We start from the raw sequence: 13,404 nt of genomic DNA on the forward strand, positions 1-13,404 counted from the left end.
GCGGAACAAAGTGGAGAGACGAAGCAATCTTAACTATTTATAAATTTAAAGACGCAATTTTTTGCGTCTATTTTTTGGTTTATTTTTCCTTTTCGCTTTGCCATTCATGCTCAATATTGCTCATCAATAAAGCATTGTCAAAAGTCACGGAACCTTTTGGAAAGATTTCTTCGTTTTCAAAAAAACTTGATCTCACATTTGAAACTTCCAGCGGTTGAACTTCCCATTTGTAAGCTTTCAATCGTAATCCATCAAACTTATCTTTGTTGGGTGAATATCCAAGATCGCCATTTTCAAAAAATTTAGAAGCATTTTCTAAGGTTTCGAAGATGGAGTTTTGATTAAATAATTTGGTTTCAGTGGCATCAATTGATGTTTCGGTATCATCTGAACTTTTAAAGTCGATGTGATAATTTCCGTTTGCTTCTTGTATGTTGAATTTTGCTAGATAGTGTTTGCCCGGAAATAGTCTACCGCCAACAAAGGCATTTAATTTTAGAGAAGTGTCTCGGCGTGGAATGTAAACGCCAGATTTTGTTTCCCCATTTTCGTCCCATTCAACAGCAATTCTGTGTGCCCCGTTTTCTGACTTGACGCCGATGAAGTCTGGAAATCCTTTTGGTTTGATATCTTTTAATCTGATCAAACAAATTCCTACGATGGCTTTGTCTTTATAAATTTTTGGTCGAAAAGGAAATGGAATTATTTTCTCCACCGATTTTGGATCAGCGGTAAAGTTGATTAAAATTCTTCTGTCGATGTAGCCGGGGATTGTGGGGATTTTCATATTTGCACTTTTCTTAAAAATTATTTGATCAGCACTTAAGATTTACCTTTTAATAAATATTTTTTATTTATCTATATCAATTTTCTCTTTTGCAAATCGTGCATTATTTCATTGATCGTTTTTATGCATAAAGATAAAAGATCTTGTGTTTCGTCACTTGTATAAGTGTTTTGTGGATGTTGTGTTTTATTTCGATAATATTTCCTTAAACTACTAATGTTAATAATTAATTGTTCATCTGGCACGGGAGTAATTAATCCACTTCCAATACTTTTAATAATTGCGGTTTCAAAAGTGCCCCAAGTATCGCGATCAGTAGCAGTTTTTGAGCACAGTTTTTCATAATACATTTTGATAACATCTTCGGTACCGCGTAGCGAATGAAATGCGCAAGCAGTATATCTATCAAAAGCTAAACATTGACCGCTTTCTTCAAAATCAAACTTAGCAATATCTGGTAATAGTACGAATGTGCCTTTGGAAAATAACTGATATATCTTACCGGTTAGAATTTCATTAGAAAATCTTTTTTCATCCAGCAAATATGCAATTTTAGTGTTTAATTCTGCGTCCAAAGTCAAGTCTACTTTTTTTAATTTCGCCACAATAGATTTCCAAAAAACAGGTTCTATTTTTTGATCTCTAGTTTTTTTTACTTTAGCTAATTTTTGCAATTTTTCCATTTCTGGAACTAACTGATTAAGCTTAATTGATGATGTCGTTACCCTCAGGTCAAGTCTTTTAAGAAATGATGTATATTTTTTTAAATCTTCTAAACATTCGATATTAGTCTTATCCGTTTCTTCATTTAATAATATATAGTAATTATATCCGAAAGAATAATAGTCGTAAATTTTTATTTTTTCCATTTTTTTGTATTGATCATAATCAAATATACCGATTTTAAAATTTTACTATATATTATTTTTTTAAAGATAAGAGAATTTAATTTTGCTTCAAATTAAACGTTTTTATTAACTTCTTTAGACGCAAATTCTGTAGCCCTGATTGCAGCGGCATCCTTTTTTGCATTTCTCTACTTTTTCTTTTCATAAATGAATTCTCGAGCAAAAAAGATACAGCGGAAAGCAGGTTCCCGGCTTCTAAAAATTATTAGGATTTTATTCAACAGATTGCCACGTCATTCGTTCCTCATTCCTCGCAATGACGATCGAGGAAAATCTCTGCATTTCCACACCACAGAACGGGAAAATATTTTGTAAATTTGCCCTACTTTTAATTAAATCATAAAAAGATAAATATGAGTCAATTCGATGTTACCGTAATCGGTTCCGGTCCTGGTGGTTATGTTGCGGCAATTAGATGTGCGCAACTGGGTTTCAAAACAGCAATTATTGAGAAATATTCCGTTCTGGGTGGAACTTGCCTGAACGTGGGTTGTATTCCGAGTAAAGCGCTTTTGGATTCTTCGGAACATTTTTATAACGCCAAACACGATTTCGCCAATCACGGAATTATCATCAATGATCCTGTGGCAGACTTGTCCAGAATGATCGCACGTAAAAGTGAAGTGGTAGATCAAACGACCAAAGGAATTCAGTTCTTGATGGATAAAAACAAGATCACTGTTTTCGAAGGTGTTGGAAGTTTTGAATCTGCAACTCAGATCAAAGTGACGAAAAACGATGGTTCTACGGAAACCATTGATTCTAAATATACGATTATCGCGACGGGTTCTAAACCAACTGCGCTTCCTTTTATTACTTTGGATAAGGAAAGAATTATTACTTCTACGGAGGCTTTGGAACTGAAAGAAATTCCGAAACACCTGATCGTTATCGGTGGTGGTGTGATTGGTTTGGAGTTGGGTTCTGTTTACAAAAGATTAGGTTCTGAAGTAACGGTGGTAGAATTTATGGATAAAATTATCCCTACCATGGACGGTGCTTTGTCGAAAGAATTGAACAAAGTTTTGCGTAAACAAGGAATGAAATTCAACCTTTCTACGGGAGTTCAGTCTGTTGAAAGAAACGGCGATACCGTAAAAGTTACAGCGAAAGATAAAAAAGGCGAAGAAGTAGTTTTCGAAGGTGATTACGTTTTGGTTGCGGTCGGTAGAAAACCTTATACTGACGGACTTGCTGTTGAAAAAGCAGGTGTTGATCTGGACGAAAGAGGAAGAGTAAAAGTGAACGAACATTTACAAACCAATGTTTCGAATATTTACGCTATTGGTGATGTTGTAGTCGGTGCAATGTTAGCGCACAAAGCGTCTGAAGAAGGAACGATGGTGGCTGAATTGATCGCTGGACAAAAACCGCATATCAATTATAATTTGATTCCAGGTGTTGTTTACACTTGGCCAGAAGTTGCTGCTGTTGGTAAAACGGAAGAGCAGTTGAAAGCGGAAGGTGTTGCCATTAAAGTGGGTAATTTCCCGATGCGTGCTTTAGGAAGAAGCCGTGCTTCCGGTGATGTTGATGGTTTCATCAAAGTAATCGCTGACGAAAAAACAGATGAGATTTTGGGAGTTCACATGATCGGAGCGAGAGCAGCAGATTTAATAGCAGAAGCGGTTGTGGCAATGGAATACAGAGCAAGTGCTGAAGATATTTCGAGAATGTCTCACGCTCACCCAACGTATGCAGAAGCTGTGAAAGAAGCGGCTTTGGATGCGACTGGCAAGAGAGCGATTCATTTTTAGGAAGAGCCAAGTAATAAGGAAAAAGAGCCAAGATGAATTCAAGCATTTTTTGGCGGATCAGTTTATTATAATATAAAAGAGAAGTTTCGGCTTCTCTTTTTTTTGGTTAAAATCATTAAATTTATTTAGAATAATTAAAGATAGTGTTGAAATATTTTTTATATTTGCCGCCTATTTAAAACAATTCTAAATAACCTATGAGAAAAATAGTTTTGCCGATTGCAGTTATAATGACGTCTGCCGCAATTTATGGTCAAAAAACAGATACTTTAAGATTTGAAAGTATTGATGAAGTCATTCTGAACAATATCAGAAAAAATGATATTGAATCTTCCAATAAGATGCCGTTGAAATATATTGAGAATACGCAGGTTTATTCTTCGGTCGATAAAACAGTTTTACAAAATCAGAATATTTTTACGGTTGACGATGCTTTTCGTAACGTGACCGGATTACAGAAAATGTGGAACGCCACGAACCGTTCTGGAGATGGTGGAACCTATATTAATTTAAGAGGTTTTATCGCTTCTAATGGAATGAGAAATGGTATGGTATCTCCTGTTTCTGGTACCATTGATGCTGTGAATTTAGAGAAATTTGAAGTTTTAAAAGGACCTTCTGGAACTATTTTCGGTAGTAATATTACTTCGTATGGTGGAATTGTAAACCGGGTTACAAAAAAGCCATTTGACAAATTGAAGGGTCAGGTAACCGTTGCTGGTGGAGGATATGATCTTTATCGTGCTCAGGCTGATCTTAATGTACCTTTAAATAATTCCAAATCGGTCATGTTTAGGCTTAATACGGCCTATACGACGGAAGGAAACTTCCAGAATAAATCGGTACATAATAGTTACTTTGCATTCGTCCCAAGTTTAACCTGGAAGATCAACGATCAAATTAATTTGAATGTCGACTACGAAGCATTTGAAAACCGAACTCAGGCAGAACAAAATCTTTTCTTTATTTTTTCTCCGTCTTTATACGGATTCAAAGATATGCACGACCTGGAAAGTGCAGGGTTGCAATACAATAAACCATATATTGGGAATGATCTTTATAATAATGGAAAAAGTAGAAATCTTTTCGGCCAATTGAATTATAAAATCAGTGATAAGATAAAGTCAACGACGTTATTGAGCAGTTCTTATAGTTTTTCAGATGGCTTCAATCCTTATTTTTATGTCACCACTGCCTCTTATTTACCAGATGGAAGCCCGCTTGGATTATATCGCGGTGATCAATCGACCAGAAACAGTAAACAAAAGTATTTTCAGGTTCAGCAAAACTTTAATTTTGATTTTAAAGTTGGGGAAGTCAGAAACAGGTTGTTGGTTGGGGGAGATTATCTTCAGTCAAAAAGCAACCAACTTTTTGAATATGGCATTATCGACTTTGTTCCCTTGGCGGGAGATTACAATTATGATAATTTTAATGGGCAGACCGTTAGCGATTTTTATAAAACCAATAGTGTCGGATCTTACCCGATCAAAAATAAACAAAATACATACAGCGCATATGTTTCTGAGGTTGCAACAATCGCAGACGGCTTGAATGTGATGGCTTCTTTAAGATATGAAAATAATAATTTTGAAGGAGGTATTTTAGGCGCTACGGAGGTTTCTCCATATTCACAATCTGCATTTTCCCCAAAATTTGGAGTAGTTTATGAAATTGTAAATAATAAATTTTCAGTTTTTGCGAACTATCAAAACAGTTTCAAAAGCAATGGGTATTACATTAATTCTGCGGCAGGAACTACTGCACTTTCAGATCCGGAACGAGCCAATCAGTGGGAGGCAGGATTTAAAACAAATTTAATCGGTGGTAAAGTAAATGCTACGGTAAGCTATTATGATATTAAAGTGAAAAATACTTTACAAACGGTAGGTTACACTTCGTCGTCATTTGCAATTCAAGATCAAGCGGGAAAAGTAGAAAGCAAAGGAGTAGAATTTGAAGTTAATGCGTATCTGGTAAAAGGGTTTTCTGTTATCGCTGGGGCAAGCTACAATGATTCTAAATATCTGGAGGTAAACGATGAAACAATATTGGGTAAAAGACCCAATACCGCGTCTTCACCCTGGTTATTGAATTTCAGTGCGAATTATCAGTTTGTGGATGGAAAGTTCGAAGGTTTGGGATTTGGAGTTGGCGGAAATTATGCCAATTCCAATAAGATCTTCAACTCTACGACCGCTGTTTTTGAATTGCCAAAGTATTTAATATTAAATGCCAATGCTTTTTACGATACTCCGAAATTCAGACTTGGGCTAACGGTTGAAAATCTAACTAATGAACACTACTGGATTGGATATAGCACTGGAAATCCTCAGAAATTACTGCAGGCTGTAGGAAGCTTTACCTATAAATTTTAATGTAACAAATTATTTAAAAAAACAGCTTGAAACTTTTCACAAGCATCACTCATAAAAAATGAATAAAAAACACAGGAACAAAACGAAGAAATCATTTGTCAAGAGATGGATTGGCAATTTGCATTTATGGTTTGGGCTGGGAATTGGTTTGATCGTATTTATTGTAAGCATCACCGGAGCACTTTATGTTTTTAAAGATGAAGTACAAAATTATCTGCGTAAAGATTTTATCCATCATTCCGAACAGAATATTGCACAAAAAAAAACACTTCCTTTAAAAGTTTTAGAGAAAAAAGTCGATGCCCAGGTGAAAGAGAAATTCCCTTTGCATTGGGTGGATATTCCATTGGATAAGTCACGATCTTACCAATTCCATTATTATGAAAATAATCCCGAAGGATGGAATTATTTTAATGAATTGGTGGTGTATAAAACGGCTTATGTAAATCCATTTACAGGAAAGGTGCTCTCTGTTCAGGACGAAAAAAACGGATTTTTTAATATAGTTAAATTTATTCACTGGAGCTTTCTCTTAAAATCAACCTGGGGAAAATATATTGTGGGAATTCCGGTTTTGCTTTTTCTTTTTATGCTGATCTCCGGAATTATTTTATGGTGGCCCAAGAATAAAAAAGCAAGAAAGCAACGTTTTTGGTTTCAATGGAAAAATATTAAAACCTGGAGGCGCAAAAATTACGATTTACACAGTATTGTAGGTTTTTATACTTCTTTCTTTGCCCTGATCTTTACCATTACAGGATTATTCTATTCCTACTTTTTTGTACAGGCGATCATGTACGTTTTGTTTTCGGGTGGCAGTACTGTTTATCCTGACTATTCTGCCATAAAAACAACTGCACTGCTAGAAATGCGGACCGATCATACTTTAGATAAAATAGCCTCAAAAGTTGAAGCACTTTATCCTACGGCTTCTTCTTACAGTTTGGACTTCGGATATGATCATCTCGACGATCATGAACATCCTAATTATGAAGTTTTCGTAAAGCAATTAGATTATTCCTACCATATCAATCATCAAATAATTTTCGATGAAAACTCAGGAGAGATGCTGCAAAACAGACCTCATAAAACTAAAAACTTTGGGGAGAAATATGTCGCTGCTAATTACGACATTCATGTAGGTGCAATTTTAGGGATATGGGGTAAAATCTTTGCTTTCATTATCAGTCTTGCCTGTGCTTCACTCCCGGTGACTGGATTTTTAGTTTGGTGGGGAAGAAATAATAAAAAGAATGTGAAACTTAAAGCGATCTAATAATTTGTATTGAAAAAGAAGAAAATATTTAAAAAAAAGCTGTCTCAAAAAATGAAACAGCTTTTAAAAATTTTATAAAAGAATTTTTTCTAATTCTTAATCACTTTCGTCACAGATTTCCCAACTTTAAATAAATAAATTCCATTTGGTAAATTACTGGTATTGATTGTGTTTTTAGAATTATTATTTAAAGATTTTCTAAGAACCATTTTTCCGTTTATATCATAAACTTCTAATTGAGAGTTATCAGAATTTTTTAGTTCTAAAATGGCTTCGTTGTGAACTGGATTTGGATAAAGAACTATATTATTTTTAGAATTACTTTCTGAAGTACTCAAAATTGGAGCACCAATTATTGGACTAAAATCTTTCCAAACGTTCGCTGCTTGGTAAGCCGAAACGCTCGAAGAAGGAACAGTCAAACTACAGTTGCTTTGATTTACTCCACCAAAAACAGCTGCATTGACTGTTAAAGGTGTTGCAAGATTGCATATTACAGAAGTTAAATTAGTGCCATAAAAAGCATAATTTCCAATAGAAGTTACAGAATTTGGAATTGTAACTGAAGTTAAATCACTACAATCAGCAAAAGCCTGATTTCCAATAGAAGTTACAGAATTACCAATTGTGAGCGAAGATAAACTTGAACAACCATAAAAAGCATAATTTCCAATAGAGATTACAGAATTGGGAATCGTAAGCGAAGCTAATTTAGAACAACCGTAAAAAGCTCCAGCCCCCAGAGATATCAAAGAATCTGGGAGTATAATCGAAGTTAAACCTGTACAATAAGTAAAAGCATAATCTTCAATAGAAGTTACAGAATCTGGAATGATTAGCGAAGTTAATTTAGAACAACCGTAAAAAGCTCCAGCCCCCAGAGATATCAAAGAATCTGGGAGTATAATCGAAGTTAAACCTGTACAATAAGAAAAAGCATAATCTTCAATAGAAGTTACAGAATCTGGAATGATAAGCGAAGTTAAACCAAAACAATACCCAAAAGCTCCATTTTTAATAGAAGTAACAGAACTTGGAATTGTTATGGAACTTAAAACTTTACAATCATAAAAAGCAGAAATTCCAATTGAAGTTACGCTATTACCTATTGTAACTGAACTTAAAACTTCACAACCATAAAAAGCATAATTTCCAATTGAAGTTACAGAATCTGGAATTATAACCGAAGTTAAACCTGCACAATAATAGAATGCCGCCTCTCCGATAGAAGTTACAGTATAAGTTTTTGTACCATTGGTGACGGCAGGAGGTATCGTTGCGACGCCAGCAAAACTACTATTAGAACCAACTTCCACTTTATTGGGACCAATTACTTTGTAGTTAATTCCGCCCACTGTAAAAGTTTGAGGCTCAATTGGACTAAAAGCCATCCAAACATCCGCTGCTTGGTAAGCCGAAACGCTTCCGGAAGGAACTGTTAAACTACATGCAGACTGGTTTACGTTTTCAAAAATATTGGTGTTAATTGCTAAAGGTATTTCAATATTGCAGATCACAGAAGTTAAACCTGTACAATCATAAAAGGCATAATCTCCAATAGAAGCTACAGAACTACCAATGGTAATCGAAGTTAGATTAGTACAGGATTCGAAAGCACTACCTCCAATATAATTTACGGAATTTGGAATTGAGATTGAAGTCAGACCAGAACAATTCATAAAAGCAGCATTTCCAATAGAGGTAATCGGTCCTTCAATTGTAAGGTTCGTTAAACCGGTACAAGACTGAAAAGCATTGTCTCCGATAGAAGTTACACTGTAGGTCATACCATTGGTTACGGTAGCAGGTATCATTGCTGCCCCACTAAAACCAGGATTTGTACTAACTTCCACAGTGGTAGCGCCTGTGATATTGTAATTAATGCCATCCACATTAAAAGTTTGTGCAGAAGCAAAAACAGTAGTGATGAAACAAAACAAGAGAACAGATAAATTTTTAAGCATAATTATTATTTTGTTTTTCAAATTTATTAATAAATGTTTAAAAAACGTTTATTTATATCCTGTTTATTTTTGTCATTCTATAAAAATAAATAGATTTTATTGAATATTCTATTTTTATAAGATAGGTTTAAAGTAAATGGCAGTCTCAATCCTATGAAATCAGTAGAGATATTTAAAAAACAAAATACGTAATGTTGCGATATTTATTAGATCTTCATTTTTAAATTATTATTTAATTCTATATCTGCAAATCGTTATTAATGTATTTTCTCTGCGAACTTTACTAAATGAAATGCGTTTTCGAACCTTAAAAAAAAGCGTGTAAACAGCATTTATATTTTAAATCTTTGCGTCCCGATGGCTATCGGGATTGTGTTTATAATTTGAAACATATTTGAACACGGATATACATATTAGTTAATGTCAGTTTTACTAACCTAAAATTACATATAATTTAATCCATTAAAACAAAACGAACACCGGTATGACCCAATTTATATAGGTCGCAGAAAAAAATATTCTGGATTATTTCTGGAAGATGAATAGGATAAAAGATTATTTTTAGTTTTTCAGAACTTTCGTAACCGTTTTACCAACTTTAAATAAGTATATACCATTACTTAGACGAGAAGTATTGATTAGATTTGAAGTATTGTTATTCAATGTTTTTTCAAGAATAATTCTGCCGTTACTGTCATAAATTTCCAAATGATTGCTTTCCGAATTTTTTAATTCTAAAACGGTTTCATTGTGAACGGGATTTGGGTAAATTGAAATAGTATTTTGATTTGCAATATTTTTAGTACTTAAAATAGGATTGCCTAATATAGGATTGAAATTTTTCCACACATCAGCCAACTGATAACTGCTAACACTATTTGTAGGAACTGTTAAACTGCAATTTGCCTGGTTAACATTTTCAAAAACGTCAGTCCCAATGGTTAATGGTGAACTTATAGCGCAGGAAATCGAATTTAAATTCGTGCAATTTCCAAAGCTTTTAGTGCCTATAGAAATTACAGATTCTGGTATTACAACTGATTGCAAATTGGTACAAAATTCAAATGCATAATCACCAATTGTAGAAACCGAATTAGGAATGGTAACTGTAGTTAAATTGGTACATCTCGTAAATGCTTTATAAGGAATTGAAGTAATGCTATTAGGAATCGAAATAGAAGTTAATCCAGAAAATTCAAAAGCAGATTCACCGATGGAAGTAACCGAATTAGGAATGGTAATCGATGCTAAACCAGAACATCTTGCAAAACATTTGGTTGGAATAGCAGTTATAGAATCTGGGATAATAATGGAAGTCAAATTTGTACAAAACTCAAACCCTGATTCTCCTATAGAAGTTACAGAATTGGGAATGGAAACCGAATTTAAATTGCTGCATCTTGAAAAACTTTTATAACCAATTTTGGTAACAGTATTGGGGATGATAACAGAAGTTAAATTAGCACAAAATTCAAAGGCATAGTCTCCAATAGAAGTAACTGCATACTGCGTTCCACCATAGTCAACAGATGAAGGAATTGTTAGCGCTCCTGTATAACATGAATTGGTAACTTCTACATTAGTTGTTGCGCCAAGGACTTTGTAATTAATATCGTTTACGGTGAAGGTTTGCGCAGTTATGAATATTAAAGAAATAAAACTACATACTAAAAAAGATAAATTTTTAATCATAATAATAAATTTTAAAAGTTATAATGTTAAAGTTACTTAAAATAACTGCAACTTAACAATACCCGAAATAGTTTTCTATCTCAATTTTATTAAACTAAATTTGCATTTCTAATTCTATAAGTAGAAATCATCATTAATATAGTAACATGCAAATCGGACAAACTCAACTATTAAAAATCGCAGAAAAAAATTACTCAGGATTATTTCTGGAAGATGAAGAGGGAGAAAGATGTTTCTTACCGAAAATTTTCGCATCTGAAGACGCGGAGATTGGTGATGAAATGGAAGTTTTCGTTTATCAGGACGATGATAAATTAAAGGCAACCACGGAAAAGCCATACGCAGAAATAGGAGAGTACGCCATCATGACCTGTGTGCAGAGTTTACCAAGTGGTGCGTTTATGGACTGGGGAATCATCAAAGATTTGTTTGTTCCTTACAAACAACAGCGTGCGAAAATCATTGAAGGAAAGAAATATCTTGTTTATGTTTATATTGATGAGTTTTTAGAATTGATCACCGGAACCACAAGATTTAAGAAAAATCCAAGTTATGAAAATCTCCCGTATCAAAAAGGGGAGAAAGTGAATTTAATAGTTGCCGGCGAAAGTGAATTGGGCTGGAATGTGGTGATCGATAAAAAATATATTGGTCTAATTTATACGTCGGATGTTTATAAGAAACTTTTTCCGTTATCAGAAGAAGTTGGTTATATTAAAACGATACGGGAAGACGGAAAAATCGATGTTTCGCTTCAACCTGAAGGGTATGAAAATATCGATGAATTTCAGAAGATCATCATTGACAAGCTGGAATTGAATTATGGTTTAATTTACCTTTCAGATAAATCGACACCCGAAGAAATTAAAGATGAATTGCAAATGAGCAAAAAGAATTTCAAGAAAGCAATCGGTGGTTTATACCGGGACAAGAAAATTGAGATTTTGGAAGATAAAATAAGATTGATTACGGAAGACGAAATCAAATAATCCATTTTTAAAAATAAAAAAAGAGCAGAAATTTCTGCTCTTTTTTATCTCCTGTTAGATGATTATTCAGAAGAATGATCTTCTTTGTCTTTCGGTTCCTGCTGTCTAGGCTCTTCTTTCGGATTTTGTGGATACACCACTTTCGTTTTTTCTTTAACGATGGTCGCTTCTTTTGTCTCTTCCCCTTTTAAATAGGTAGGTAAATTAAGTCCAGCCATATTAAATAAATCATTCAAAGGTGGTACTGATTTCATCATCCCGGAAACAAAATTAGAAGTGGACGTGGTCCCATCAGCGTTATTTCCACCATCCCAAACGGTTATTTTATCGATCTTGATATTCTTAACCGCTTCTACTTGAGTTTTCACCAATTCCGGTAATTTTTCAATTAAGAGTAATTGGAATGCACTGTTAGTATCTCCGCCGGCAGCTTGTACGATTTTATCGTATCCTTGAGCTTGCTTGGTTAGTATTTCATATAAACCTTTCGCTTCGGCGTCCATTTTCGCAAATATCGCATCTGCTTCACCTCGTGCTTCCAATCTTATTTTTTCAGCATCGGCTTCAGCAGCAATAATTTGTTTCTGTTTCGCAATCTCTGCGGGAATTACAATATTAGCATTTTGAGTTGCACGCTCTCTTTCTGCTCTGGCTTGTTCAGCACGTTGTTCTGCAACATAGGATTCTTCCAAAGCTTGTGCTGCTTGAACTTTCTCTGCAGCCATTGCCAATTTGCTGGCTTCTGCTTCTTTCTCACGGCGCAAAGCATCTGATTGTGCAATGGTAATTTTAGCCTCATTTTCCCCTTTTACAGCGAGTGAATCTGCTTCTGATGTTGCAATTCTTGATTCTTTTGCTGCAACAGCCCGACCAATACTTTCGTCTTTGGCTGCGGAAGCAATACTTACTTCACGGTCTTTATTGGTGATGGCAATTTTAACATCACGATCTCGGTGTGTTTCTGCAATTTGAGTTTCACGTTCCCGATCAGCAATCGCTTTTCCAGTTTCCCCGATTTTTTCTTGTTCAGCAACAGAAATTTTAGCTTCGTTGATTGCTTTTGCAGCAGCTTCTTTTCCTAAAGCTTCAATATATCCAGACTCATCTTTAATATCGGTAACGTTGACGTTGATTAGCTTTAGACCAATCTTTTTCAATTCATTATCAACATTTTTTGCAATGTTTTCTAGGAATTTATCACGGTCGGAGTTAATTTCTTCAATCGTCATCATCGCAACGACCAAACGCAATTGTCCAAAAAGAATATCTTTAGATAATTCCTGAATTTGCTCTGTCGTTAATCCTAATAGTCTTTCCGCTGCATTTCCCATAGAATCAGGTTCTGTAGAAATCGCAATTGTAAATCGACACGGAACATCAACTCTAATGTTTTGTTTTGAAAGTGCGTTGGTTAAATTAGCTTCAATGGAGATTGGTTTTAAATCAAGATATGCATAATCCTGAATTACAGGCCAAATAAAAGCTCCACCACCGTGAATACATTTTGCAGATTGACCACCTGTTTTTCCGTAAACCACTAAAATTTTGTCCGATGGACAACGTTTGTACCTTGAAATTAGGGCCAGAATAGTTACAAAAACTACGAACGCTCCAATGCCAATAAGAATAAATCCTTCCATTAATATTTATGTT

9 protein-coding genes are annotated in these 13,404 nt (G+C 34.5%); 4 read left to right on the forward strand and 5 right to left on the reverse strand.

All coding sequences use genetic code 11. From position 1 onward, the window contains the following. Nucleotides 1–79: 79 nt before the first annotated feature. Both FNJ88_RS13420 and FNJ88_RS13425 read right to left on the reverse strand, forming a co-directional pair. Nucleotides 80–787, reverse strand: a complete 708-nt coding sequence (locus FNJ88_RS13420) for a DUF2071 domain-containing protein (RefSeq protein ID WP_143853738.1) — start codon at nucleotides 785–787, stop codon at nucleotides 80–82. Between the two features lie 71 nt (nucleotides 788–858). Further along, nucleotides 859–1,656 carry a hypothetical protein gene (locus tag FNJ88_RS13425; RefSeq protein WP_143853739.1) on the reverse strand — a complete coding sequence of 266 codons (798 nt, stop codon included), beginning with the start codon at nucleotides 1,654–1,656 and terminating at the stop codon, nucleotides 859–861. A 392-nt stretch (nucleotides 1,657–2,048) separates the two neighbouring features. Here FNJ88_RS13425 and lpdA point away from each other — a divergent pair, with 392 nt between their 5' ends. From lpdA to FNJ88_RS13440, 3 genes are all read left to right on the forward strand, one after another. Further along, entirely contained in the window at nucleotides 2,049–3,452 is a 1,404-nt protein-coding gene (gene lpdA, locus FNJ88_RS13430) for a dihydrolipoyl dehydrogenase (protein ID WP_143853740.1), read from the forward strand. Between the two features lie 197 nt (nucleotides 3,453–3,649). Continuing rightward, complete coding sequence (locus FNJ88_RS13435) at nucleotides 3,650–5,830, forward strand: TonB-dependent siderophore receptor (protein ID WP_143853741.1); 2,181 nt, start codon at nucleotides 3,650–3,652, stop codon at nucleotides 5,828–5,830. Between the two features lie 58 nt (nucleotides 5,831–5,888). Then, a complete protein-coding gene (locus FNJ88_RS13440; protein ID WP_143853742.1) occupies nucleotides 5,889–7,106 on the forward strand; it encodes a PepSY-associated TM helix domain-containing protein in 1,218 nt (405 codons plus the stop codon). Nucleotides 7,107–7,195: 89 nt separating this feature from the next. Here FNJ88_RS13440 and FNJ88_RS13445 read toward each other — a convergent pair whose 3' ends face one another. Then, nucleotides 7,196–9,070 (reverse strand): leucine-rich repeat domain-containing protein, encoded by a 1,875-nt coding sequence (locus FNJ88_RS13445; protein WP_143853743.1) that lies wholly within the window; start codon nucleotides 9,068–9,070, stop codon nucleotides 7,196–7,198. A gap of 561 nt (nucleotides 9,071–9,631) precedes the next feature. After that, nucleotides 9,632–10,762 carry a leucine-rich repeat domain-containing protein gene (locus FNJ88_RS13450; RefSeq protein WP_143853744.1) on the reverse strand — a complete coding sequence of 377 codons (1,131 nt, stop codon included), beginning with the start codon at nucleotides 10,760–10,762 and terminating at the stop codon, nucleotides 9,632–9,634. A gap of 146 nt (nucleotides 10,763–10,908) precedes the next feature. Here FNJ88_RS13450 and FNJ88_RS13455 point away from each other — a divergent pair, with 146 nt between their 5' ends. Then, complete coding sequence (locus FNJ88_RS13455; protein WP_143853745.1) at nucleotides 10,909–11,751, forward strand: S1 RNA-binding domain-containing protein; 843 nt, start codon at nucleotides 10,909–10,911, stop codon at nucleotides 11,749–11,751. A 62-nt stretch (nucleotides 11,752–11,813) separates the two neighbouring features. Here FNJ88_RS13455 and FNJ88_RS13460 read toward each other — a convergent pair whose 3' ends face one another. Continuing rightward, complete coding sequence (locus FNJ88_RS13460; protein ID WP_143853746.1) at nucleotides 11,814–13,391, reverse strand: flotillin family protein; 1,578 nt, start codon at nucleotides 13,389–13,391, stop codon at nucleotides 11,814–11,816. Between the last annotated feature and the right edge of the window lie 13 nt (nucleotides 13,392–13,404).

Source organism: Chryseobacterium sp. SNU WT5 (genome assembly GCF_007362475.1).
Taxonomy (GTDB): Bacteria; Bacteroidota; Bacteroidia; order Flavobacteriales; family Weeksellaceae; genus Kaistella.

Bases quoted from the DNA above. Each gene is read 5' to 3' on its own strand.
- FNJ88_RS13445 (WP_143853743.1), bottom strand. From the start codon at position 9,070: ATGCTTAAAAATTTATCTGTTCTCTTGTTTTGTTTCATCACTACTGTT.
- FNJ88_RS13435 (WP_143853741.1), top strand. From the start codon at position 3,650: ATGAGAAAAATAGTTTTGCCGATTGCAGTTATAATGACGTCTGCCGCA.
- FNJ88_RS13455 (WP_143853745.1), top strand. From the start codon at position 10,909: ATGCAAATCGGACAAACTCAACTATTAAAAATCGCAGAAAAAAATTAC.
- FNJ88_RS13450 (WP_143853744.1), bottom strand. From the start codon at position 10,762: ATGATTAAAAATTTATCTTTTTTAGTATGTAGTTTTATTTCTTTAATA.
- FNJ88_RS13440 (WP_143853742.1), top strand. From the start codon at position 5,889: ATGAATAAAAAACACAGGAACAAAACGAAGAAATCATTTGTCAAGAGA.
- FNJ88_RS13420 (WP_143853738.1), bottom strand. From the start codon at position 787: ATGAAAATCCCCACAATCCCCGGCTACATCGACAGAAGAATTTTAATC.
- lpdA (WP_143853740.1), top strand. From the start codon at position 2,049: ATGAGTCAATTCGATGTTACCGTAATCGGTTCCGGTCCTGGTGGTTAT.
- FNJ88_RS13425 (WP_143853739.1), bottom strand. From the start codon at position 1,656: ATGGAAAAAATAAAAATTTACGACTATTATTCTTTCGGATATAATTAC.
- FNJ88_RS13460 (WP_143853746.1), bottom strand. From the start codon at position 13,391: ATGGAAGGATTTATTCTTATTGGCATTGGAGCGTTCGTAGTTTTTGTA.